Raw genomic sequence first — 24,636 nt, 5'->3', positions numbered from 1 at the left:
ATCTAGCATATACGAGTTTTGGTATACCACGTTTCTTTTTGAATTATAGCAATTTGTTATTTTTAAACATTGAAAATAAAATTCTGATAATTTAATAAAATGTCTCATCTAGCTGATTTAATTGCATATCTTTGGTGTTGTAGATTGCAGGTGCAAAGTGAGACACTTGATGACTAATTCCCGCCAATCTTCCTTTCGTCGAATTTTAGTAACGAGAATATTGCTGCTGTTTGTTCCAGTTTTACTTGTAGGCGAAATTGTTGCCTTGAATAAGGCACGTACTAGTATATTGAGAACTGCACGGCAAAATTTAACGGAAAGCGCCATCAGCAAAGGGGAGAGAATTGGAGATGCGATCGCAATCTTAAAAGCTAATTTACAGAGTGTAAGCAAAACGACGGTTATTCCGTCGGGTTCGCCTATACAAGAGCAAGAAATTCTCACGCAGTTAAGGCAACAACTTCCAGCCAGTATTGAGTGCATCCAACTAACAAATCTCCTAAACCACAAGATAATTGCCAGTAGCTGCGGGGATCGAGAAATTGGAGAATTAAGATTACCTTTGCCTAGTGATGGAATTGATGTCAAAGCAATCTTCCCACCAAAGGCAGGAACGACTGGAAAAAGAAATGCACAAAATCAACTGCAAATAGTTTTATCTGCACCAGTTTCCGATAGCCGAAGAAATTCAGTTTACAGCTTAAGTATTCAGTCTGCATTGTACCAACAAACCAGAAATCCGCCGGGATCGCTCACGGGCGCTATGGTAGTGATTGCTGAAGATGGCACAATTTTGGCACACCCATTCACAGACTGGGTGGGAACTAATATCAATCAGCACCCTCATGCTTCCCAAATCAAGAGCATAATTAAAAATGCAATTACGGGAAAAAACGATTCGATAAGTTTGTCTTTTAGACAGGGAGAAGAATTAGTCGCTGGCTATACAGTTATTGCCAATCCACTTACTCAACAGCAGCAGCAAAAATGGATAGTTTTAGCTGTTAGTAGTGTCGATAATGCGCTGTTTGGTTTAGAGGAAATCAAATTAATTCTTATTGTTCTGACAGTTGGTTTGATTGGCGCAAGTTTGTTAGCATCCCTATATTTAGCTCCTTACTTGGCTCGTCCTGTAGAAGAATTGCGAGACTATGCTCTCAATATTCACTCTCACCATGCTGCACAACCAGTTCCGCACAATTTTCAAATTCGGGAATTCAATCAACTGGCCCAAGCATTAGACCAAATGGTAGAACGTCTGAAAGCTGGTTCAGAAGAACTGGAAATAGCTTGGAAAGAAGCAAAAAGCGCTAACCAGATTAAAAGTCAGTTTTTGGCTACGACTTCCCATGAATTGAGAAACCCATTAAATATTATTATTAACTGCATTCGCCTGGTTGAAGAGGGCTTATGTGATGACCGGGAAGAAGAAATGGAGTTTCTCAAACGTGCTGATGAAACTACGATTCACTTGTTAGGTATTATTAATGATTTACTCGACATTTCTAAAATCGAAGCAGGTAAGCTTTCAGTTGTTTCCACGCCTATTGATCTCCGACAACTATTGTTAGAAGTGATTAATTTACAATCAGTTAATGTCCAACAAAAGGGCTTGCAATTGAAATGTGAGTTAGCTTCCAAAGTGATACCAATTAAGGCAGACGCGGGAAAACTGAAGCAAGTGCTGATTAATGTTATCGGCAACGCCACCAAATTCACCGACACAGGCAGCATCACCATTGCAACAGAAATTCAATCTAGTAATGGTAAATCTCAGGTGGTAGTAGCTGTCAAAGATACAGGTATAGGTATCGATCCGACTCAACAGCACAAACTATTTCGCCCCTTTGTAATGGTGAATGGCACTACGACACGTCAGTTTGAAGGTACTGGACTGGGACTAGCGATTTCACGAAACTTAATCGAACTCATGGGAGGCAGTATTACTCTTGAGAGTGCGGGACTTCATCAAGGTACGACACTGAAAATTACCTTACCTTTGATTGATATCTCGCTGTTAGCTGTTCCAAATAAAGAAGCAAATGTCGGGGATTTGGGATTCTCCTCTGGGAATGAGCCAGTAAAGGCAAGCCGCTACCCCAGCCTACAGGAGTCTGGGGGAAGTTCTTCTTTGGGGATCAACAAGTCTGTGAAAGTAGAGGTAGACAAAGAAAAGTTTCCGAAATCCCAGTTGCTATTTGGAAATGAGACTTGCGAGATTCGTCTTTCGCCCCTGCAAACTATCTTGGTAAGTCTTCCAAAAGCAGAAGTTTGTGCAAATGGGACTTTCAAGACGTAATTTAGTCAAAAGTCCATATTTATCAGCACTCCTGAAGAGTTATTGCTTTTGATCCTTGACGATGCGATCGCTCAAAAAAACAGGTTTACCGCCTTGGCTAAGAGATAATGTTAGAGCAGTAAGAATTTCTACTAACTCAGTGCCAACCCAGCCAGACGAAATCTCTGAGGGAGTATTGTTGAGAATAGAGCCAACAAAGGAGGAGCAAACCCGCCCCAATGGTTCTCCTGGCTCTAATTCCAGCGCTATCTGTCTTTGATTCACAGGAATAAATTGATTCCCTTGCTGTTCAAACTCACCATGTAGCAGGGTTAGGGGTGATGATATTGACATTTCATCAAAAATCAAGCTGCCAAGGCTGCCCACAATTCCCAGCCGTCGCTGCTTATCAGGATTGAGCCAACACAAGTGAATATAAGCTTGAAAGCCATCTGGGTATGTGAGTGTTAACCATACTAGATCAGCCAAACCTTGAGGCACAGAATCTGTATATGGACTCACCTCTGCTCCCCTGCTCCTATGCTCCCCTGCTCCCTGTAGCCACACCGTACCCGTTGCTTGTACTTGTACAGGAATTTGACCCAGCCAAGCGTTAAAGATTGCAATATCATGAATGGCTAAGTCCCACAGTGCATCAACATCTTGCCGGACAGGCCCTAAATGGGTGCGGGTGGCGTAGCCATAGCGTAAATCACCTAATTTACCCGCTTGTACTACAGTTTTTCCTTGCTCAACCGCTGGATGAAATAAATAAGTATGGTCAACCGTTAGTATTAAACGATGCTGTTCTGCTAAATGGCAAAGTTCCCGGCATTCTGCTGGATTGAGAGTTAGGGGTTTTTCTGCCAAAACATGGTATCCCTGTTGGAGAGCATCTTTAATTAAAGCATAGTGGGTGATAGCCGGAGTTGCGATCGCCACTCCTGTCAACCCTGGTACTGTCTTTAAATGCTGCCATTGAGTTGTTAATACTACATTCTCGTCTAAGTCAAACTGCTGTTTGACCGCCGCTAATCGTTCTGGATGTGGGTCGACTACAGCAACTACATTTACTTGGGGATGCGCTAAAAAATTCCGCAGCAGATGCACTCCCCAACGCCCAACTCCGATGACAGCAATTTTAATTTGATTTGTCATTAGTTATTAATCATTTGTCGTTTGTCATTTGTCATTAGTTATTTGTATACAAAGGATGAGGGACAAATGACCACTGACAATCAACTGATTATCGACTAATCGCCCTTGTTTTAAGCTCAGGGTATTTGCGGATTAGAAATTGCTAAAAAAGCTACTTTAGCTGCGGCTTGTTCAGCAGTTTTGATCGATCGCCCCTTACCTTCTCCGAGTTTGTTTCCGTGCAGCCACACTTCAGCCATGAAACGTTCTTGATTGCGATGTGGTTGAGTGACTTCCACAACCCGATATTCTGGTAAAACTTTAAATTGCGCCTGAGTCCATTCTTGGAGAGCAGCTTTGTAATTAAGTCTGGCAGGATCGAGGCGAATTTCTGTTGCTAGTTGGTGGAAGTGGGGATCTAGCCAAGAGCGAATCAATTCCAGATTTTGAGTACTTAAGTAAAGCGCACCCAGAACTGCTTCAAAAGCATCTGCCAGTCGTGACTCTAGACCAACTTTATCGGCGGTAGCACTACCAGCGACTAGTAAGTATAACTCCAAACCATAAACTCTGGCCAATTGGGCGAGGATGCGATCGCTCACCAACACCGAACGAATTGCCGCAAAATCCCCTACTGGACAATCGGGATAATTTTCCCATAACACAACAGCCGACACCAGCCGCACCACTGCATCGCCAACAAACTCTAGCTGTTCGTAATTTGCCGAATCAGAGACAGTGGGATGAGTGAGCGCTAAATCTAGCAATTCCCACTTTATAGGTGCTTCTAGCGACAAACCTAATTTTTGGACTAAACTTTCGAGTTGCCGTTGACGGCGTGGATAGGCAAGGGGCATTGCATGATAAGGGGAAGGGGGCAGAGGGGCGGGGGGCAGGGGGCAGGGGGAGCTATCTATACTTATATATCTAAATCTCTTGGACTATTACTCTAACAACTTTTTGCTACTTCTCTCTATCTAGCTTTTCTTGGATAGCTTGACGGCAAAATTCAGGAGGATCGTCTTTAGCTTTCACTTCTTCCTTCATTTCTTTAGTGACACGCAAATGTAGATATTCAGTTAGTGGTCGCTCTCTGTCCGTGGTGAATGGCTTTAAGTTATCTGGATTACCTTTATTTTTAGACATTGTATAGAAATACAAATAAATTTATTCTCCACGTGTATATCAGTGGAGAATGTTAAATCGATGGGCATTTTAGCCTGAGAAACTTGTTGCCCACCGATTTCCACTTTTACAAGAGGTAACTCTATTTTATGTTTACGCGCACAGAATTAGAAGTTAAAAGCTTGAGAGCGTTACGTGATTTATGTCTGATACAGTACGGCATCCAAGCAATAGGAAACCCTGCTGATAAGGCATCATACATTAATGCACTCCTGACCTTTCCTGTTATAGCCTGCAAGCAAGTGTCAGAAAATAAAGGATTGAAGTCTCCTATGCTTTCTCAAGTAGAAGTGCTAGAAGCGACACTAGAAGCTATGGGAACACCGACACCAGAGCAGTCAGCATTGCTCAAGGTGACGATGGAGGGGAGGAAACTAGAGTATCCAGCACGATACAGTCAAGAGAAACTGTTTGGACTCTATCGGGTTAAATGGCATTTGGATACAGCATTAGAGATCCTGGGAATGCTTTAAATGCTTTAGATGATGAATTAGCGATGTCTACGACGAGCTTCTCTACGAGACGCTACGCGAACGCTTACGCACAAAACCCGTACAAAAAATAATAGAGTACAAACCGTGAAAGGTTCATACTCCATTAAAGGGAAGAGAGCAGGACATAAGCCGGGTTCTGTTCTCTTGCGAGGGCAGTTATCTATCTGGGACGTTTGTTACCAAACGCCTCAAGCGGCTCTCATTGAGCGGAACTGGTAAAAGACCAACCGTAGTTCCTATCGCCTTGCTCCCAACCGGGGTTTACCGAGCCAGCACCTCTCGATACTGCTGGTGCGCTCTTACCGCACCTTTGCACCCTTACCAGATCAATTAAAAATGTAAAATTAAAAATTAAAAATTGTTCATTTTACATTTTTAATTTTTAATTTTTAATTGATCTGGCGGTATCTTTCTGTGGCACTATCCTCACGATCGCTCGCACTGGACGTTATCCAGCAAGTTTGGTCTTTCGGGAGTCCGGACTTTCCTCAAACCAGTAACTATGACTGATCTGCAACCGCCTGCGCCTACTCTCTCCTTAGATCCAGTGTAATCTTGAATGACGTAGTATGTTGACATGCTATTACTTTTTTTTATTCCAAGGTAGAGCGTAAGTCCAAGGTAGTTTTCTGACTGTGAAAGGACAATTGATAATACTAATGGGAGGAAAATCACGACCTGGGGCTAGACCTAAACGCACTTCAGATATCCTCAGCACTAGTTGCAGGGAAAAGTCCAACTCTTTTCTTCTGTTAAGAAAGTCGTTGTACAACTTTTTTTGCCCTTTTTTTAGCCCATTGATATCAATTAGTGGTTTTTTTGCTAAATAGGTTCCAGCTACTTGATCGCGCTCAAAAACATCTTCTGCTGTTACTGTTTCAGAAAGGGTTTTCTTGGGAGCAATCAGGCTAGGACTTTGGGGTACAGCTAAGTCGCGGGTTAAGTCTGGTGATTTCCGAATTACGCGGCGCGATTGCTTGCTATGTTCAACTACTAAAGAACTGTTGTCCCAGTCAACGTATATAGCAACCTGATCGGATTTATTTTCAATGCTAATTCCTAAATCTTTCAAATCGTCAATTGGGTATGAGGATTTGAGTTTAAAGGAAATTCCAATTTTATCATCGAGATTTTGTTCTTTGAGTTGCTCGTCAACGGTTCCTTTTTTAAACTCAAATTTAACTTGGTCATCGATGGATTCAATCATGCGGTTGAAAACGTATGAAACACCGATAATATAAATCGTCAAAACTACTAAATTCTGGTCGTTACTCCTCATAACTCAAAAATCTTAACTCCCGGTGCTAATGAATATATATTTGACTCATCGTTAATCTACAATTTTTAATTGCGCTTGATTTCTACAGAATTTTGCAGCCACCCTCTTCGCCAAAAAAAGAATAGCAAACTAAATGCGATCGCTAACATCACTGCCCAGCAAAGTGGATAACCCCAATACAAATTCAACTCAGGCATATTATATGGTGATTTCTCAGTATTGAAATTCATACCATATATTCCGGCCACAAAAGTCAGGGGAATAAAAATTGTTGAAACTACCGTTAGTACCTTCATGATTTCATTCATTTTATTACTCACCGCCGAAAGGTACACATCCATTAATCCAGATGATAGTTCTCGGTAAGTTTCTACCATATCCATCACTTGCACTGTATGGTCATAACAATCTCGCAAGTAGATTCGCACTTCTTCACCAATCAATTCACTACCATCTCGAATCAAAGAATTAATTGCATCTCGCTGGGGCCAGATAGCACGACGTAGTTGCAGTAATTCTCGCCTAATTTGATAAATGTTTTGTAGTGTTTGGGGAGTAGGTTTAACTATTACTTCTTCCTCTAACTCTTCGATTCGCTCACCATAAAGCTCCAGTACGGGGAAAAAGCCATCAATAATTGCATCTAACAGAGCATAGGCTAAATAATCTGCTCCTTGTTTACGGATGATACCTTTATTTTTTTCAATTCGCGATCGCACTGCTTCAAAGCAATCATGTTCTGGTTCTTCTTGTACTGTCAGTAAATAATTTTTTCCTAATATTAAACTCACTTGCTCGCTATAAAAACCACATGTTCTTTCCTTTGGTACTACCATTCGGGCAATGAAAAGTAATTGATCTTCATAATCTTCTGTTTTGGGACGCTCCGGCACATTGACTATATCTTCTAAAACTAGAGCATGTAACTTAAAAACGTTACCCAATCGTTGTAAGATGTCTTGACTACCTAAACCTTGTACGTCTACCCAAGAAACTGATTCCGATTCCAGATAAGAGACACACTCCTCTGGAGTTTCTATTTGTTCGCGTATGAAATTGGTTTGGTTATAGTCAATCAAAAAAATTATTGGTGGTGGAGCATCTGCATCAATAAAAATAGTTCCAGGTATAGCCCCTGGTTGGTGATGGAACTCGTCTTCATACAGCTTGGTGAGTATTTTAGGAAGGCGACGTATTTTTCGTGCCATGCAATATTACCTAATAGTCATTTGTCATTGGTCATTTGTTATTAGTAAATAACAAAGGACATAAGGATAACTTACACTTTATTTTACAAAAATTAATATAAAGACAGTAATTTCTATAAGCAATTATTTAGGTTGCTAATTTGGTTCTCACCCAGATTTAATCTGACGAATTACGAATTGGTATAACATATTGCCTCTGAATCAGCAATGCTACAAAAAAACAGTTTGCCTTGGCAAGACAAACTGTTTAAAAAATATTTATCTGGGTCAGCAGAAATTAGAACATACCCATGCCACCCATACCGCCCATGCCACCCATGCCGCCCATGCCACCCATACCGCCCATGCCACCCATATCAGGAGCAGGAGCAGCGGATTTCTTCTCTGGCTTTTCAACAACGATCGCTTCGGTGGTTAAGACCAAACCAGCAATGGAACCAGCGTTTTGCAAAGCTGAACGCACAACTTTGGCAGGGTCGATAATACCAGCAGCAATCAAGTCTTCAAATTCGCCAGTAGCAGCGTTGTAGCCAATGTTGAAGTCGCTATCCCGGACTTTCGAGACAATTACAGAACCTTCAGCACCGGCGTTGTCTGCTATTTGGCGCAAGGGGGCTTCTAGCGCTCGTTCGACAATATCAGCCCCAATTCTTTCTTCATCATTTTGTAAGGTCTTTTTAATCGCTTCTACCGCCTTAGCTAAGTGAATCAAGGTTGTCCCACCACCAGGAACAATACCTTCTTCTACAGCAGCTTTAGTAGCGTTCAGCGCGTCTTCAATCCGCAGTTTACGGTCTTTGAGTTCGGTTTCGGTTGCCGCACCCACCTTGATCACTGCCACGCCGCCAGCGAGCTTGGCGATGCGTTCTTGCAGTTTTTCTTGATCGTATTCAGAATCAGTTTCTTCCAACTGTCTGCGAATTTGACCAATCCGCTTTTGTACCTCTGGCTTGGTGACACTGCCAGCGACAATTGTGGTGCTTTCTTTGTCAATGGTGATTTTGCGGGCTGTTCCCAGCGCTTCTAGAGCAGCGGTATCCAAGCTTAAGCCGATTTCTTCCGAAATCAACTGTCCATCGGTGAGAATCGCAATATCTTCTAACAAAGCTTTGCGGCGATCACCAAACCCAGGCGCTTTAATTGCAGCCACGGCCAGTACACCCCGCGCTTTGTTCACAACCAAAGTTGCCAAAGCATCACCTTCGACATCTTCAGCAATAATTAGCAACGGCTGACCAGAACGGGCAACTTTTTCCAAAATCGGCACTAAATCTTGGATACTGCTGATTTTTTTATCTGTCACTAAGATCCGGGCGTTTTCAAATTCGACGATTTGCCGTTCGTTGTTGGTGACGAAGTAGGGAGAAATATAACCCCTGTCAATCTGCATCCCCTCGACTACTTCTAGTTCGGTGGTTAGAGATTTAGATTCTTCAACGGTAATTACACCATCTTTGGTGACTTTTTCCATTGCTTGAGCTAACATTTGGCCAACTTCTTCATCGTTACCAGCAGAAACAGTGGCAACTTGAGCGATCGCACTTCCTTCTACTGGCTTGGCTATTTTGGCAATTTCCAGTACCAATGCCTCAATAGTTTTGTCGATCCCGCGTCTCAAGCTAACAGGGTTACTACCTGCCGCGACGTTCTTCAAACCTTCTCGAATTAAGGCTTGTGCTAAAACTGTGGCGGTGGTTGTACCATCTCCAGCGACATCTTTAGTTTTTGAGGCCACTTCCTGGATGAGTCTTGCACCAGTATTTTCCAAAGGATCTTCTAATTCAATTTCCTTGGCAACAGTGATACCATCGTTGACAATTTGAGGTGCGCCAAATTTTTTCTCTAAAAGGACATTGCGACCTTTAGGCCCCAAGGTGATTTTTACAGCATCGGCAAGGGCGTTAACACCCCTTTCTAGAGCTCTCCGAGATTCCTCGTCAAATGCAATAATTTTCGCCATGTTTCATTTCTCCAGCGCTTCCATTAGACAATTTAGCACTCACAGCGCCAGAGTGCTAATCTCTCCTACCGCTCAAGTTACAAATGGAAATAAAAAAATTGATTAATATACAGGTGATGCTCATATTAGATACTGGCAGTAATGCTTGAATTGGGAGATGAATCTAGACAACTCCCTTAAAACCCTTGGTATTGCCGACCCTAGCGGCACCGGCTGGTTGGCAGTAGTATTTACGTTCCTTTTAGCTTGGGTTGTAACTTGGCGTTTAATTCCGACAGTACGCAAATTCGCCTTGCGGGTAGGTTGGGCTGACCAACCCAACGCCCGGCGACTCAACCGAGAACCTTTACCTAATGCCGGGGGGCTGGCTATCTACGCGGGCGTGATTGCCGCGCTGGTATTAGCTAGCCTTTTACGACCGATCGAACTCCAAAACGTATTGGCTCAGGTGCTCACTATTCTGTTGGGGGGTTCGATATTAGTCCTTGTGGGCTTTATTGACGATCAGTTTGGCTTACCGCCCTCTGTGCGATTGTGGGCGCAAATTGTCACGGCACTATTATTGGTAGCTAATGGCATCAGTGTCAAAGTCCTGTTTGGCACTCCCATCGACTCACTTCTGTCCATGTTGCTAACAGTACTATGGGTAGTAGGGATTACCAACGCCATCAACTTGATGGATGGTATGGATGGCTTGGCAGGAGGAATCAGCTTTATTACCGCCATGAGTTTGTTGGGCGTTGCAGCTCAATTTAACAATCGTGCCGCGGCAATCTTAGTACTTGCAGCTTTGGGAGGTGCTGCACTAGGATTTTTGCGCCATAATTTCCATCCGTCACGAATTATTATGGGTGATGCCGGAGCATACTTTTTCGGCTATGTCCTGGCAGCAACTAGTATTTTAGGAAAACTGCAACAAAACACAGTTTATGCGCTAATTCCTACGGTTTTATTTCTGTTGTTACCGGTGCTAGACACCACTCAAGTCTTTGTGCGGCGGCTACTAGCAGGAAATAACCCTCTCAGTACTCCTGGCAAAGACCACCTGCACCACCGCTTACTTGCTTGGGGACTCTCCCAGCGCAATGCTGCGTTTACCCTTTGGTCAATTACCTTAGTTTTCAACTTGCTGGCGATGAGAATACAAGGTATGAGTTTGGCTGTGATGCTGACAACCGCCAGTAGCATTATCCTGCTTTTGGGCTTTACAGTCTGGCAAAGGATACGCCAACAGCCTTAGTTACTGGTAGGGTGAGCATTGCAATGCTAGCCCTACTATGGTTTATTCTGTCCACAAAAAATTCAAGTTTGAGTTAAATTGTCTTGCAGCCAAACAACTAAATCTCCTTCTGTGGAAAAATCTAACAGTGCTTCGGCTAGATTTTCAAGCTGTTCAATAGATAACTGACTGATGCGCTTTGACAATTGCTGACTCAAATTACCAATGCGTCGTCGCAACTGGCGCATGACTACCTCTAGAGTCTGTTCTTGCCTGACTTCATCACGGACTTCTTCATAAACTTCATCATGGACTTCCTCACAAATTCTGGTAGTTTTGATATCAAAATCACCGAGTCCAAACATTATTATCAACTCCTGACGACTGATACGCGGTAGTTTGTAAACTACAATTGTTTCTATTAAATCTAGCACTTTTTTTGAAGTGCTTTATCGCTCAATTCCGAACGTGTCTTTGTAATCAAACTTTTGACTAATATGGGAGTTTGTTTTTTATTTACAACTACTAATTTAGATAATACCAATTCCCAAGGAATATTCAGTTACTTCTCCAAGCTCGTCTAAATATAGCCTCGTTACAAGTTGGCTTTCGAGTAAGACTCGATACGGTTGTACTTGGGTTGGTTCAAGGCTGCGGCGAGCGAATATAACTACTGCTCGCCAATCTGAAGTAGGTGCGTAAAGTCGTAAATACAGAAATATTTCTAAAAATAAACGAGCATAAAATTCATTATTTTTTTGAAATTGAACCTCTACAAAATAAATCGGCTGACGACTAGTGTCAGCAACAGGAAGAAAGACTCCATCAATGCGAAATGTTGTTTACTTTAATTCTACTGAAGCGAAATTATATGCATTTACTTCTGATGGTTGCAGATTAATTAATTCAAAAAAAGCACTGGGGAAAGTTTGAAATAAACGATAAAAAATAGAGTCTGTTTTCATAATTAGTCTGTCAAATTTTATTTAATAAGTTCGTAGTTGGCGCTAAAGCTCCAACTACGAAAAATCGCTACCCCTCAATTATTTAGCTCAACTATTTAGGCCATTACCATGCCGCCATCGACGTTAAAGACTTGTCCGGTGATGTAGGTGGCAGCGGGATCGGCAGCGAGGAAACGCACCATCCCTGCGATTTCTTCGGGCTGACCAAAGCGACCGAGTGGGATGTATTTCAGAATATCTTCGGGGTTGTTAAGATCGCTGGTCATGTCGGTGCTGATGAATCCAGGGGCGACGGCGTTAACGGTGATGCCGCGAGTAGCGAGTTCTTTGGCAACGCTTTTGGTGAAACCGATTACACCTGCTTTGGCGGCGCTGTAGTTGGACTGACCTGGGTTGCCCATTAGCCCTGCAACGGAGGTAATGTTGATAATCCGCCCCGATCGCTGCTTCAGCATAATTTTACTGATTGCGCGTGTACATAAGAAAACACCAGTTAGATTAAGGTCTATCACAGCTTGCCAATCTTCTGTCTTCAAACGCAAAAGCAGATTGTCGCGGGTAATACCTGCGTTGTTGACTAAGATATCCACACGGCTGAACTTTTCCATGACGGACTTAACTAGTGCGTCTACTTGAGCGCTTTTAGAAACGTCTGCTTGGATAGCGATCGCCTGACCTCCTGCTGCTGTAATTTCTGTAACAACTGCCTCAGCCGCAGCACTAGAATTGGCATAATTGACAACTGCGATCGCTCCTTGTGAGGCTAATTCAATTGCGATCGCTCGGCCAATTCCTCTGGATGCACCTGTGACAATTGCGACTTTATCTTGTAATAGTGTCATTTAATGTTCCTCAATCTTAGAAATACCGCGCTAATTATCTTATGGTGATTTCGGGAACATCTGAATATTGTCTGAGTAAAATCTCACTCTTGCGGGATGACAATCTTGCTGTCATGTTCCAAATTAGATAGCTAGATTTAGATAGCTAGATATAGCTATCCTGAATCAAACGCGCAGAAATAAGATCCTTGACTTGATAAAAGTCAGGGATCTGTGGATTGCAATTCTCACAAATCAAATAGGATTGCTATATAACTCGAATAACAAGAATTAATGTTTTACTATAATTAAATATCTATAGTTATTTATCTCTGAATGCATGAATAACTTGAAGTAATATATTCACCTGGCTGGATAGACTAGAAAGTTTTGCAGCTACAGCTTCGTAGATATAACTCTCGTGAACGCCTTTATAATTATTTGGTTGGTCAGGATAGGTTTAAATACATATCTAATGCAGATGCACGACCTAAAAAAAATACGTATTTTATTATAATAATTTAATATTTGGGGCTATTAAATCGTTCTATATTAACTAATTTAATCTTTTCCCAATAAAAACCCATGAACCTATACCTATTTTATTTTCTAAGAATTACTATTGAAACAAACAATTGAAAATCGGTGTGTGTCACATGGCAACTAAAAAGCAATTCAACAGTTTTGAAGAGATGCTGTCTGCTTCTGATGTACCTGTATTAGTAGATTTTTATGCTGACTGGTGTGGTCCCTGTCAAATGATGGTGCCAATTTTAGAGCAAGTCAATGCCCAACTAAAGGATCGCTTGAGGATTGTCAAAATCGACACAGAAAAATACACAGACTTGGCTACTGAGTATAAAATTGCTTCTCTCCCAACCTTAGTACTGTTTAAGCAGGGTAAGCCTGTGGATAGGATCGAGGGAGTGATGCAAGCACCGCAGTTGGTGCAATATCTACAAACAAAGGTTTAAGCTAACACTTAGAATTTTGATTTTAGTTCTTAGAGGCGCGAAATATCGCGCTTCTTTCACTAGATAGTAATTGTGTGCCTCTGTGAATCAAATTACTGTTGAACTGAACTTGTAGCAGATAAAACCTTAAGTAAATCTTAAGCATATTTACTTATACGTCTAGAGAAAGTAGTTTAGAAATTAGGATAGCTATATTGTATAGATATAACAAAATATCTTGACAAGAAAAGCAATATATGGATAAGCAGCAAAGACCTGACAAAGCTTATATTTGGGTAAATATTGATTTTGATAAGGTTAAACATAGAATAGATGCGGTGACTTGCCAGATTGAGCGAGTTATACAAAAGCACCAACTTTCAAATCAAACTGGTAAATCAGGTAAAAGAAATAATTAGGTTATCTGTAGGGCGATATCTAAGATCCTTGTATCTCATACATCTGGTATTGATTATAGAAAATTACAGGAATTACTAGCAGAACAAAAATGGCAGGAAGCTGATAGAGAAACTTACTCTACTATGCTCAAAATATGTGAGCGTGAAGAAGAAGGCTGGTTAGATGATGGCGAAATTAAAAGATTTCCTCGTCATGACCTTTATATTATTAATAAGCTCTGGGTTCAATATAGTGAAGGCAGATTTGCTTTTAGCGTCCAACAACGTATTTGGCAAGCCAAGAAAGATTGTAAGCGCTTTGCTTATAAAGTTGGATGGCTAGCAAGTCTTGCTAATAGTGAATGGATTAAATATGAGGAATATACTTTCACCTTAGACGCACCTAAAGGACACTTTCCATCTATATCTCGGTTAGTGGGTTTAGAGTCTACCTTAGTGGGGTTCAGCATCTAGTAAAGATTTTTTTGTCACGATACTAGTAAGACAGGGCAATATTATTATTACTGTGAATTTTGTTACCCAATCTCAAAATCCCCCAAGAAATTGGGGGATTTTGACTCCCTACTCCCAATCTCTTAAAAGGTAAAAGTAGTCCGAAGTACACCTACTGTTGTAGTGTCATTGTTGCTGTTACCTTCTGGGTTAAAGAGAACAAACGCACCAGGGGTAATGCTGATATTATCGGTAACTTGAAGGCGGTAATAGGCTTCTAAATGGTAAGGAGTCGCCCGATTGTCGCCTGTGGGGGTAAGTTGAGCAGAACCACCAGTATCAGTACGGAAAAGCGGCTGACCAAAAAGAATCCCGGCGGTGTTCCCTGGCTTGAATAAATCTCTGAAGTGAACTCCCGCCATCCAACTTGTAAAGGTGGTGGAAGCATTCACGCTATTTGAAGCAGCATCAACAAATATTGCTGCACCGTAACCAGATAATGCTATCTTGGGAGATAATCGCCATGTTACCGTACCGCCAACAGAATTGAGTGTGAGCGGTGTTCCAGTTGCAACCCCTGCTAAAGCACCGATATCACTAATAACTAATCCTGTAGCCAAAATATTGATTTCGTGATAACTGTGGGCATAGTTTAAACCAATATCCAGAGCGGGACTTGGCTTGAAGGTTAACTGTGTGGCAATAATACTACTACCACTAAATAAACCTGCTCCCAAAGGTGTAGTAGAAACTCCTGGTACTGCCTCATTAGCAGATTTTTCGGGTAAATTGGCATTTACGCTGCCGTATAAAGCTCTTAAATCCAAATTTGGCGAAATATTAAAAATAAATCCCGCCGCCGATGCTAAACCAGTACCCGAAGTTCCACCAGAAACCCGTAGCACAGGATTCAAGCCGGCGAAACGAGATATTGACTCTTGTCCTTCACCATAAAAAGGCGTAATTGCTGGGAAAGCATCTGATGTTTCCGCCGCAGTTCCCGCAAACAAGGTTAATTTATTAGCGACGGGAAAGACATACAGCAATTTGTAAAGCTGAACACTGTTTGCGCCAACACTCGACAAAGTGTTGACATTTAACCCCGGAAATTGCGGCTCAAAACTGGTACGAGCGCTACTTGCACTTAAAAGCGGCGAAGCTAATCCTAAACTTTGTTGTAAGCTACCCTGTCCATCGGCTCCACCCAAAAAGTTATAGGCTTGCAATCCAGTAATTAATGAATCTTTACCAGTAAAGCTAGTGGTGAGATTTAATCGCACTCTATTGACTAGGATGATGTTCGGGTCACTGTCATTAGGAGCGCCGCCGCTAGCACCAACACCAGCAATAATTACCTCACCATTGAGTTTGGTCGTAGTAGAAAACTGATTTGCTTCTAGTTCTGCTGTGCGAGCTTCTACAGCATCTACTCGACCTCGCAATGTTGCCAATTCCGCCGCAAATTGTTCTTGTAGTTTCTGCAACGTGGCTAAATCTTCTTTCTTGACCAAATCACCAGTTGCAGTGGCAATCAGTTCGTTGATTCGGTCTAAACAAGCATTTAAGCCAGCAGCAAATTCATAGCGAGTCATCGCGCGATTACCGCGATAGGTTTGATTGGGATAACCTGCGATACAACCATAGCGCTCAACTAAAGATTGGAGTGCCTGAAAAGCCCAATCAGTCGGCTGTACATCAGACAATTGGGATACGGATGTTACTTGTGCAAGTTTGTCTGAGGATGGAGATGAACTTGCAGGTTGTGCTGTGATTGGCTGCCAAAAGTTAACAGCAGAATCTACTCCTAAATCTTGATTTTTTTGCTGTTGATTGACTGAGGGTAAATTTTTTTGACTATCATTAGCTATCAGCAATTGACTGGAGATACTATTTGCTAAATTGCTTTGATGAGAATCATTTTTTTGATAGCTGTCATCATTTTGATTAACAACTACGTTTTTATCTGCAATTTCTAAACTAGGAAGGGCTTGCACAGGTAATAACCCGGCAATTAAACATAAAAATCCCATCCCACTAGCAGAAGCTAGTAGATATTTTGCCATCATAACTCCCAACACCGATAAGATAGTGGAAAAATTAATTGCGATTTTAAAATTGATTGATAAGTAAATTTAAAGTTAACAAGAGAGTCTTGTTAATTTTAAATTTTGGATATCAGGATTTTTTCTGAATTGACTTACCAGAACATCAGCTTATATCGCAAGTATTAAATTATAGTAAATACTATTTTTGGAAAGAATTAACAAAAAATTATATTGATAGTTTTTATAGTTACGATAGCAAATAATAAATAGTTTTTGAACAGTAAGCTCTGTAGGATTCCGGATTCATAAGACTTCCAAATTTTCTCTGTTCAAATCTAAAATTGGATTGCTATATTGACAAAATAATAATTAAAGAAGTCTGATTTTGTGATCTGACTTTTCACGGTATCTGGAAAATCTCTCTCTCTAAATCTCTCTCCTAAAAGGAGAGAGATTTTGAATTTTCCCCCTTCCCGCGTCGGGAAGGGGGTTAGGTTTTTGGTGGACTTTTCCACATAACGTGAAAAGTCAGTTTTGTGATAAAGAATACAGGTATTGAGCCAAAGATTTCGGCTCAATACCTACTAAAGAATAATTTATTCAAAAAAATTAGGAGACGGCGATCGCTCATCGATTTGGGTGTAGGTAAGATCAGGAGGAAAACGGTGGAAATAACTTTCAAGAATTTAATCCCACCAATAGGTAACAATGGCCGCATCACAATCCTGGTGAACATCTTCACCCCATAGCCCCCCTTCCAATCTAGTTCTCAGCCGACGCTTAAGCCGCAAACCGTAGTCTTCATTCGAGCCATCACTTACCTCTACTGAATCAGCTCGCCATTTTTTGCCCAAGTCTAAAAGCTCAGACACTTTTATGTCTTGGTTCTCTGTAAGGATGTATAACGTATCGGCAGGATAAGCAATGAAATGGATGATGCTGGTTTCAGGCATGGGACGATAGTTTGCCATTGCAAGTAGGGTATCGACCATACCACCAAAGCTTAAACCGTTTTCATCTGGTGCAAAGATTGGTTTTGTGAACAGAAAGCTTGACCATAAATTTCTGTGGTTGGAAAGGTCAGTAATTACCTCTTCCCCATCAAACTCATTGAACCGACGCTGCCAAACCAAAGCAGCGAAGAGTTCTTGGGGAGAATATGATTTCGCAATCAATTGGATTTTGCCTAAATCAAGCATCATATTGACGGTAAGTAATATTTTTAACAAAACATTTGTAACTACCCTTGCAGTTTATTTACCCAGTGCCTGCTATTCTTATAGTTACTTCGGTCTGTCATAGCAGATAGATTATCCTCAATAATGTTTTATTTGTGAGCGCTCATATACCATCGTGGTAATATGGGTGCTTTTACTTTATCGCTCATGGCAACAACTGTGCGGTTTAATTTTGAGGCGATGTCTGGTGTTTGGTACACTATGCTGAAATTGAAGCTTTAACTTGACCAAAACGGCGATCGCGATTTTGGTAGCTCAACAAAGCCTGATAAAATGCTTCTCTATTAAAATCTGGCCAAAGAATATCCGTAAAATACATCTCTGTATAGGCCATTTGCCATAAGAGAAAATTGCTCAATCGCATCTCACCGCTGGTACGAATCAGCAAATCGGGTTCTGGAGTATCTGCTGTGTAGAGGTGTTGTTCTACAAGACCTTCATTCACTTGTTCCGCGCTGAGTTCGCCTTGTTCCACAAGTTGAGCTACTTGACGACAAACTCTGGTAATTTCGTTGCGGCTACCATAATTGACTGCAACAGTAAAGTGGATTGCTTGATTGTTCAACGTCTCCGCCATTGAACGTTCCATTTCCATCTGTAGAGACTTGGGTAAAGCCGATAAATCTCCAATAAAGGAGATTCGTACACCTTCTTGATGCATTTGAGCCAACTCGCGGTGTAGTAATCGCTCAAACAAATGCATCAGAAAATCCACTTATTCAATGGGACGCTGCCAATTTTCTGTTGAGAAAGCATAGGCTGTCAACGCTTTGACTCCCCAATCTTTGCAGCAACGCAATAGTTCTTTGAGCGTACTTGCTCCTTGCCGATGTCCAGCAATGCGCGGTAATCCTCGGCTGGTTGCCCATCGGCCGTTACCATCCATGATGACAGCGATATGTTGGGGTATTTTTTGAGGGTTTAAATCGCTGGGTAATTTTGATTTGTTATTTATCATTTGTCTTTTGTCCTTTGTTATTACTGATGATTAATTTCAAATAAATTTTGTAAATACTCTGGGGTTAAGCTATTGTTCCAACTCCACAGACGACGCATTGTATAGGTGAAGGTGAAGAGGAGAGTTGCTTTGTTGGTTAATGACCAAGCATTCCAGTTGAGGGTAGCCATCATGCGGCGGAGAGTACGCATGAGGTTGTTACGCTGATAGTTTTGCGATCGCGTTTTGATTAGCGTGCGTCCAATTCGCATCAATCCAGTATCAGGGAAAGCCCAGACTCCAAACCCCCAGAATTTGGTCATGTGATTGATTTCATCCTGTGCTAATTCCTCTAGAACATCCTGGAGTGCGCCAGTAGTATGAGCCATCAACCAAATATAAAGACAGGTAGCACCGTATTCTGTGGCAATGCGGTGTAAGCCGTGGCGATATAAGTCTTCGTGAGCATCATCTGTGGGAAGATAGCTTCTAACAGTCCGAAGTTTTGGGGTAATTTTCTCGCCTATTAATTGGGTGTAGACTTTGATTAATGCAGGTGTGTGCTGACGTTCTTCCTTCTCCCACAAACCAAGTTCCAGCAGTTCGCCATCTTCACGGACAGTTCCACCAACAAACCGAGCCATTTGAGGATGCAATTTTTCCAAATACTGGCGACTGGTTTGGGTATAGGCGCGAATGGGGGCTTCTGTATGCATCGCACCTATCAATATAGATAAAAATACCTCTGCGTCTAAGCCGATAATTTGATTGCGGTTAATTGTTTGCCAGTCGATGAGTTTCCAAGGACGGGGTTGGGGATTGGCAAACTGTATCGGTAAATCTTGTAAGCGCTCGTGTAGTTTTTCGACTGCAATATATCTGTCTATGAGTGAACGAATGCGGCGCTGTGTTTGCAAGTAATCAGGACTAGGATAGCTTTTACCTGCTAAGTCTTCTGTGATTGGGCTGAGGGTGTTAAGCATATTTTTATACTTAATTTTTTATCTCTATGCCCAATAGCCTAAGCGATCGCACTTGCTTTTGTCAGTCGGCTGAAGTCGGCAGTTTTATGTGATAGGTTGCAAAAGTCGGGGAAAAAGTTGGTTATAGAAAATTTGGGTTTCAAACCTCGCCCTTCTAATACCAATTTAATGTGAAGCTGCATAGAAAAGAGCTTCGAGAATAAAGTTATAAGAAGAGATAGATATTACCTGCTCAAGTGTAAGTTGATCAAACTTAGGTAATGAAACAGCCCTGCTTACCAAGGGGAGTTAGAGGGGGTCAGAAGGACTTGTGTATACACTGTAGCTCCGACTACGAGAGGGACAGGCTTGCACTTTCGTTCAAAGCAGGGAAAGGTGCATCAAACTCACGTTAAACTACAATAGGTAGTAACCTCAGAGAGAGTTTCATGAGTAATTTAGTTATAAAAGTTGCTGAATTACCTAAAGATTTTCCGGCAATTAAAGCAATTAGAAAATCAGTTTTTCAAGAAGAACAAGGGGTAGATCCCACTTTAGAATTTGATGGCAAAGATGAAATATCCGATCATCTAATTGCTTATTTAAATGTGGAAGTTGTGGGTACTGCCAGAATCAGATATTTAGATGATAAAACTGCCAAAATAGAAAGGTTAGCTGTTTTATCGACAGTTAGAGGGCAAGGTATTGGTAAGAAAATTATGGAAAATGCCCTACAGGTGATAGCTAACCAAAATATTCCAGAAGTAGTGATTCATGCTCAAGAATATGTAAAAAATTTATACAAAAAACTCGATTTTGTAGAGGAAGGAGAAATATTTGAAGAAGCCAATATTCTCCATGTGAAAATGAGAAAAAGATTTTCACAGTTAAAGTAAAAATATTGTCTATGTATATTTTTTCATAAAAATGTATTTTTATGAGCAATTAACTAAAATATTTCATTAGGATTGACTCTAGCTGGACTATCCGAACTGGCTTTACAAGGTAGTCATTAACACTACCTGGCATCATGGCAATTTCCTCCTCTAAAGGTTCGCGAAAGGTCATCATTACAATCGGCAAATGTTGGCGATAAGGCGCTTTTCTAAGGATATTCAGCAAATTCCAGATATGAACATCCTTTACTAACTGGGAATCAAAAAAAACTAAATCTGGTTGGAAGCTTTGTACCTGTTTCAAAAAATCGTTACCATTATCTATCCACTTAACTTTGTAGCCAATTGTGTGGAGATAATCTTGCAACACTGTTGCTATGTTTTCATCTTCTTCTACAAGCAAAATAGTTTGATTTGTGGGGATGTTTGAAGAAGAGGAGGACGAGGTAAAATTTGCTTCCTCTTCTGTCTCGTCTATCTCATTTGTCTCATCTTCCTCATTTCCCGAATGCTCTGGATTTGGTAGAAACAGAGTGAACTGACTGCCCTTTCCTACAGTTGATGTCACGGTAACATCTCCACCATGTAAACGCGCTAATTTCCGCGTCAAGGCTAAACCCAAACCAGTGCCTTCATATTGCCGATTTAATCGACTGTCAAGCTGCTTAAACGGTTCAAATAGAAATTGAAACTGACTTGAGTCTATACCAATGCCAGTATCTGAAACTGTAAACGTTATCCCTTGTGGCACTTTTTTGACTACCAGCGATACTTCACCTGCTGGGGTAAATTTAATGGCATTGGTGAGCAAGTTGAGTAGCATTTGCTTGATGCGCCGCTCATCAGCAATACAAATATCAGCTTCTCGGTCAATTTCATGTGTGAGTTGCAATCCCTTTTCTGAGGCGCGATCGCGCACTGTCCAGATGGCATAATTACATATATCTGCCACTGACAAAGATGATAGTAACAGTTCCTCTTTACCAGCTTCTACCTTAGATAAGTCAAGGATATCGTTAATTACTGCCAGCAGATGTTCACCACTACTATATATACAACTTACATATTCGTTCTGTTTTTCATTGAGAGAGCCAACTATTTCTTGTTGCAGTAACTGTGACAAACCCATAATCGCATTGAGAGGTGTCCGCAACTCATGGCTCATGGTTGCTAAAAATTCACTTTTTGCTCGACTGGCAGCTTCTGCTGCTTCTTGAGAGGCGCGTAGTTTCAACTCTGTTTGCTTACGTTCAGTAATATCCTCAATCATCGCTAGAAAAAACTCAGGTTCACCATTGCTGCCTGGTATAACAGAAACAGAGATATGAGTCCAAACTAAGCTACCACTTTGATGCTGGCAGCGTCTTTCTATCTCAATACGATGTCTTTCAACAAGCTGTTTCTGATGGTTGGAGGGTTGTAAAACATCCCTCGAAGTTCTCTTTAAGTCTGTTCTAATTCCTGACATCAGTCGTTTGTAAAGTTTTAAATCCTCCCTTTCTATGGAAATGTAATCTGTAAAGCGCTTGCTGTATAACTCTTCTCGGCTGTATCCTAAAATCTCGCACAGTGCCAGATTAGTATCGACTATCTGCCCTTTCATATCTATCAGGCCAATGCCGATAGAGGAACGCTCAAAAATCGCCCGAAATTGCGCCTCACTCTGTCGCAGTGCTTCCTGTACGACGTTTCGCTCGTTCGCTTCTATAGCCAGCGTTATAAAATCTGCAATTGAGCCAGCAAAACTCTCTTCTTCTAAAGTCCATTGGCGACCTTCGCCTATGTGTTCGTGACACACTACGCCTACCAAATGACCCTCTAGCCAAATTGGTGCATCTAGTATAGATGTGATGCCCAAAACTGAAAGATAAGACTGTGATAATTCTTGGGTTCTGGGATCGTTTCTGGCATCATCTGCGGCAATAGTACGCTCCTCTTCTAAAGCTTGGAAATAAGCAGGAAAATTTGTTTTTAAAAGCGAGTTACCAAAAGTATGCTCCTTAGTTCTGACATCATACAAATTAACGCATTCAATTTTTGAACGTTCTTCATTATATAACCATACTCCCACTCGCTCTACTAACAGCGTCTGAGCAGCGGTTTCTGTTATTTCCCTCAACACGGCATTGAGATTACCTTGCTGAAATGTCTTGCTTCTTGCTAGTTGCACCAGCGTCTGGCTTTGTTTTCGCCGACTATTTTCTCTGATTTGTAAAGCCTCTTGGGCCTGGTTGTGGTCTGTAATATTTCTAGCTGACACCACCTGCATTAGTTGCCCTCAAGAAGAAATAATTTGGACTTGCAATTCTACGGAAAAAGTAGAACTATCTTTGTATAACTACAATTACTTGATATGGTTTTTCATAACCGGAAAGTATAATTTTTCTAATCAAATTTTATAATTCTGGCTAATTAGTTATAAGCTAGATTTTGCTGATTAATTCTGTTACTTCATACTATTAATTTTTGCCAGGGGATAATTAGCATTTGAAGTAATTTCACTATTAAGTAATTCTACTATCAAGTAGTATAAGTAGTATAGTATTTTTAATTTGAAACTGGGGAGTGGTAAAGATTCTTCTCAATACCCAATCCCCAGTAGAATTTCTTGCTGAGTACTGACTAGCAAAATACTCTTGATTCTCCTAGAGAAAGATACCTAATGGCTCAAATTCTGCCAAACTTAAGGTAATGGCAGCTTTTACGGAGGTGGAGCGATGACAGATAGTGATGTAAGAATTGTTTCCCTGATTCCCGGTGGAACAGAGATTTTAGCGGCACTAGGGTTGGTTAATGCTATTGTGGGGCGATCGCACGAATGCGATTACCCTCCAGAAATCCTCAATCGCCCCATTTGTACCCAAGCACGTTTAAACAGTGATGCCTCCAGCAGCCAAATTCACGACGAAGTGAACAATTTATTGCAATCTGCTCTTAGTATTTATGAAATCAAAACAGATGTTTTAGAGCAGTTGCAGCCTACCCACATTCTCACTCAAGACCAGTGCGATGTTTGTGCTGTTAGCTTACACGATGTTGAAAAGGCAGTTGCTACACTGATTGACAGTAAACCTCAGATTATTTCTTTACAACCCAATATTCTCCCGGATGTTTGGGCTGACATTGAGCGAGTCGGCAATATCTTTGGTGTAGACTCGGTAAAAGTCTTAGAAAATTTAGAAGCTCGCGTCAAAATCTGTCAGCAAAAAATCCAAGGACTTTCTTTAGATGAACTGCCTACCGTCGCCTGTATCGAGTGGACTGATCCTTTGATGGTCGCCGCTAATTGGATTCCTGAATTAGTTAACTTAGCAGGAGGACAGTCTCTATTTTGCGCTACAGGTCAGCCTTCTCCGATCTTGCCGTGGGAAACACTAGTAACAACTAATCCCGATGTAATTGTTTTTATGCCTTGTGGCTTTGATTTAAACCGCACTCGCAAAGAAGCCAATTTATTAACTCAACGTCCAGAGTGGGAAAAACTACACGCTACCGCAGCTGGTAGAGTCTACATTACTGATGGCAATTCTTACTTTAATCGTCCAGGGCCACGACTGGTAGATTCTCTAGAAATTTTGGCCGAAATTCTGCATCCAGAAATTTTTCAATACGGCTACAAAGGAACTGCTTGGGAACTTTTGTAAATAAGAATTCAGAACTCAGGAGTCAGAATTCAGTATTAATTCGAGTCCGATGGTTACTGAGCTTGCGATGCCCTGAGCTTGTTAAAGGGTCGAATTACTAAGTGATACTGGTTAAAAACTTTGCTGGGTTCCAATACCCGACGAAGGATAATTCTGATTTCTGGATTCTGAATTCTTCTTCAAGGTGTTTGCTCAGAATCTGCCGATGGTTCATTGTTAAATAACAGCAGGCGTGCAGCAAGAATGGCAAATCCTACAGCCGCGATCGCTTTTAAAACGCGTGTAGGTAATAATTCGGCTACTGCACCCCCTGCTAACGATCCCAACAGGCTTGTCAACAGCAATGCGCCTGCTGCACCGAAAAATACTGCACGTGGAGAATTAGAACGTCCTGAAAGTGCGATCGCCGCTAGCTGACTTTTGTCACCCAATTCTGATAAAAAAACCGTAATAAAGCTCAGTCCTAAAAGATGCCAATCCATATAATTAAGGGGCAGTGGGGAATTTTTCTAATGACTAATGACTAATGACTAATGACTAATGACTAATGACTAATGACTAATG

Annotated in this window: 22 protein-coding genes, 1 other RNA gene and 2 pseudogenes; 8 read left to right on the top strand and 17 right to left on the bottom strand. The window is 41.4% G+C overall.

The window, feature by feature from the left end:
• Positions 1-169 precede the first annotated feature (169 nt).
• Positions 170-2,299, top strand: coding sequence for an ATP-binding protein (locus tag HWQ43_RS21365; RefSeq protein WP_292737799.1), 2,130 nt, complete (start codon positions 170-172; stop codon positions 2,297-2,299).
• Positions 2,300-2,338: 39 nt separating this feature from the next.
• On the opposite strand, the gene HWQ43_RS21360 is transcribed toward HWQ43_RS21365, so the two are convergent.
• The 3 genes from HWQ43_RS21360 to HWQ43_RS21350 form a co-directional block, all read right to left on the bottom strand.
• A complete protein-coding gene (locus HWQ43_RS21360; RefSeq protein WP_292737797.1) occupies positions 2,339-3,436 on the bottom strand; it encodes a Gfo/Idh/MocA family oxidoreductase in 1,098 nt (365 codons plus the stop codon).
• Between the two features lie 116 nt (positions 3,437-3,552).
• The gene (gene rnc, locus HWQ43_RS21355) at positions 3,553-4,272 is read right to left on the bottom strand and encodes a ribonuclease III (RefSeq protein WP_292737795.1); all 720 of its coding nucleotides are present in this window, start codon (positions 4,270-4,272) and stop codon (positions 3,553-3,555) included.
• A gap of 106 nt (positions 4,273-4,378) precedes the next feature.
• A complete protein-coding gene (locus HWQ43_RS21350) occupies positions 4,379-4,561 on the bottom strand; it encodes a hypothetical protein (protein ID WP_099104126.1) in 183 nt (60 codons plus the stop codon).
• A gap of 128 nt (positions 4,562-4,689) precedes the next feature.
• On the opposite strand from HWQ43_RS21350, the gene HWQ43_RS21345 reads away from it, so the two are divergent.
• Positions 4,690-5,073, top strand: a complete 384-nt coding sequence (locus HWQ43_RS21345) for a hypothetical protein (protein WP_292737793.1) — start codon at positions 4,690-4,692, stop codon at positions 5,071-5,073.
• Between the two features lie 130 nt (positions 5,074-5,203).
• On the opposite strand, the gene rnpB is transcribed toward HWQ43_RS21345, so the two are convergent.
• The 4 genes from rnpB to groL all read right to left on the bottom strand — a co-directional run bounded on the left by rnpB (position 5,204) and on the right by groL (position 9,541).
• An RNA gene (gene rnpB, locus HWQ43_RS21340) (RNase P RNA component class A) lies at positions 5,204-5,629 on the bottom strand.
• A 48-nt stretch (positions 5,630-5,677) separates the two neighbouring features.
• Positions 5,678-6,373 carry a hypothetical protein gene (locus tag HWQ43_RS21335; RefSeq protein ID WP_292737791.1) on the bottom strand — a complete coding sequence of 232 codons (696 nt, stop codon included), beginning with the start codon at positions 6,371-6,373 and terminating at the stop codon, positions 5,678-5,680.
• Between the two features lie 65 nt (positions 6,374-6,438).
• Entirely contained in the window at positions 6,439-7,581 is a 1,143-nt protein-coding gene (corA, locus tag HWQ43_RS21330; RefSeq protein WP_292737789.1) for a magnesium/cobalt transporter CorA, read from the bottom strand.
• 277 nt (positions 7,582-7,858) lie between these two features.
• Positions 7,859-9,541 carry a chaperonin GroEL gene (gene groL, locus HWQ43_RS21325; RefSeq protein ID WP_292737787.1) on the bottom strand — a complete coding sequence of 561 codons (1,683 nt, stop codon included), beginning with the start codon at positions 9,539-9,541 and terminating at the stop codon, positions 7,859-7,861.
• Between the two features lie 157 nt (positions 9,542-9,698).
• Between groL and HWQ43_RS21320 the strand changes: the two genes are divergently transcribed.
• On the top strand, positions 9,699-10,781 hold the full coding sequence (locus HWQ43_RS21320) for an MraY family glycosyltransferase (RefSeq protein ID WP_292737785.1): 1,083 nt from the start codon (positions 9,699-9,701) through the stop codon (positions 10,779-10,781).
• Positions 10,782-10,843: 62 nt separating this feature from the next.
• On the opposite strand, the gene HWQ43_RS21315 is transcribed toward HWQ43_RS21320, so the two are convergent.
• The 3 genes and pseudogenes from HWQ43_RS21315 to fabG all read right to left on the bottom strand — a co-directional run bounded on the left by HWQ43_RS21315 (position 10,844) and on the right by fabG (position 12,567).
• On the bottom strand, positions 10,844-11,194 hold the full coding sequence (locus tag HWQ43_RS21315) for a DUF4351 domain-containing protein (RefSeq protein WP_292737783.1): 351 nt from the start codon (positions 11,192-11,194) through the stop codon (positions 10,844-10,846).
• A gap of 96 nt (positions 11,195-11,290) precedes the next feature.
• A pseudogene (locus HWQ43_RS21310) lies at positions 11,291-11,725 on the bottom strand (Rpn family recombination-promoting nuclease/putative transposase).
• Between the two features lie 95 nt (positions 11,726-11,820).
• Positions 11,821-12,567, bottom strand: a complete 747-nt coding sequence (gene fabG / locus HWQ43_RS21305; RefSeq protein ID WP_292737781.1) for a 3-oxoacyl-[acyl-carrier-protein] reductase — start codon at positions 12,565-12,567, stop codon at positions 11,821-11,823.
• A 635-nt stretch (positions 12,568-13,202) separates the two neighbouring features.
• Here fabG and trxA point away from each other — a divergent pair.
• From trxA to HWQ43_RS21290, 3 genes are all read left to right on the top strand, one after another.
• Complete coding sequence (trxA, locus tag HWQ43_RS21300) at positions 13,203-13,520, top strand: thioredoxin (protein ID WP_094352713.1); 318 nt, start codon at positions 13,203-13,205, stop codon at positions 13,518-13,520.
• 236 nt (positions 13,521-13,756) lie between these two features.
• Positions 13,757-13,918 carry a hypothetical protein gene (locus HWQ43_RS21295; RefSeq protein WP_292737779.1) on the top strand — a complete coding sequence of 54 codons (162 nt, stop codon included), beginning with the start codon at positions 13,757-13,759 and terminating at the stop codon, positions 13,916-13,918.
• A gap of 3 nt (positions 13,919-13,921) precedes the next feature.
• Positions 13,922-14,371 (top strand): GUN4 domain-containing protein, encoded by a 450-nt coding sequence (locus HWQ43_RS21290; RefSeq protein ID WP_366932873.1) that lies wholly within the window; start codon positions 13,922-13,924, stop codon positions 14,369-14,371.
• 122 nt (positions 14,372-14,493) lie between these two features.
• On the opposite strand, the gene HWQ43_RS21285 is transcribed toward HWQ43_RS21290, so the two are convergent.
• The 5 genes and pseudogenes from HWQ43_RS21285 to HWQ43_RS21265 all read right to left on the bottom strand — a co-directional run bounded on the left by HWQ43_RS21285 (position 14,494) and on the right by HWQ43_RS21265 (position 19,735).
• Positions 14,494-16,413 (bottom strand): iron uptake porin, encoded by a 1,920-nt coding sequence (locus HWQ43_RS21285; protein WP_292737887.1) that lies wholly within the window; start codon positions 16,411-16,413, stop codon positions 14,494-14,496.
• Positions 16,414-17,081: 668 nt separating this feature from the next.
• The gene (locus HWQ43_RS21280) at positions 17,082-17,597 is read right to left on the bottom strand and encodes a hypothetical protein (RefSeq protein ID WP_292737776.1); all 516 of its coding nucleotides are present in this window, start codon (positions 17,595-17,597) and stop codon (positions 17,082-17,084) included.
• A gap of 235 nt (positions 17,598-17,832) precedes the next feature.
• Positions 17,833-18,591, bottom strand: a pseudogene (locus HWQ43_RS21275) (isoprenyl transferase).
• 20 nt (positions 18,592-18,611) lie between these two features.
• Positions 18,612-19,553, bottom strand: a complete 942-nt coding sequence (locus HWQ43_RS21270) for a ferritin-like domain-containing protein (RefSeq protein WP_292737773.1) — start codon at positions 19,551-19,553, stop codon at positions 18,612-18,614.
• Positions 19,554-19,591: 38 nt separating this feature from the next.
• Positions 19,592-19,735, bottom strand: coding sequence for a hypothetical protein (locus tag HWQ43_RS21265; RefSeq protein WP_292737771.1), 144 nt, complete (start codon positions 19,733-19,735; stop codon positions 19,592-19,594).
• 246 nt (positions 19,736-19,981) lie between these two features.
• On the opposite strand from HWQ43_RS21265, the gene HWQ43_RS21260 reads away from it, so the two are divergent.
• Positions 19,982-20,428, top strand: a complete 447-nt coding sequence (locus HWQ43_RS21260) for a GNAT family N-acetyltransferase (RefSeq protein ID WP_292737768.1) — start codon at positions 19,982-19,984, stop codon at positions 20,426-20,428.
• Between the two features lie 49 nt (positions 20,429-20,477).
• Here the strand turns inward: HWQ43_RS21260 and HWQ43_RS21255 are convergent, their stop codons facing one another.
• Complete coding sequence (locus tag HWQ43_RS21255; RefSeq protein WP_292737766.1) at positions 20,478-22,697, bottom strand: ATP-binding protein; 2,220 nt, start codon at positions 22,695-22,697, stop codon at positions 20,478-20,480.
• A gap of 448 nt (positions 22,698-23,145) precedes the next feature.
• Here HWQ43_RS21255 and HWQ43_RS21250 point away from each other — a divergent pair, with 448 nt between their 5' ends.
• Complete coding sequence (locus HWQ43_RS21250) at positions 23,146-24,072, top strand: cobalamin-binding protein (RefSeq protein WP_292737763.1); 927 nt, start codon at positions 23,146-23,148, stop codon at positions 24,070-24,072.
• Between the two features lie 179 nt (positions 24,073-24,251).
• Here the strand turns inward: HWQ43_RS21250 and HWQ43_RS21245 are convergent, their stop codons facing one another.
• Positions 24,252-24,554 carry a TMEM165/GDT1 family protein gene (locus HWQ43_RS21245; RefSeq protein ID WP_099100177.1) on the bottom strand — a complete coding sequence of 101 codons (303 nt, stop codon included), beginning with the start codon at positions 24,552-24,554 and terminating at the stop codon, positions 24,252-24,254.
• Between the last annotated feature and the right edge of the window lie 82 nt (positions 24,555-24,636).

Origin of the sequence: Nostoc sp. JL31 (assembly GCF_017114965.1) — a bacterium.
Taxonomy (GTDB): Bacteria; Cyanobacteriota; Cyanobacteriia; order Cyanobacteriales; family Nostocaceae; genus Nostoc; species Nostoc punctiforme_A.
The sequence above is the reverse complement of the archived record's forward strand: the minus strand, read 5'-3'. Positions and strand labels throughout refer to the sequence as shown.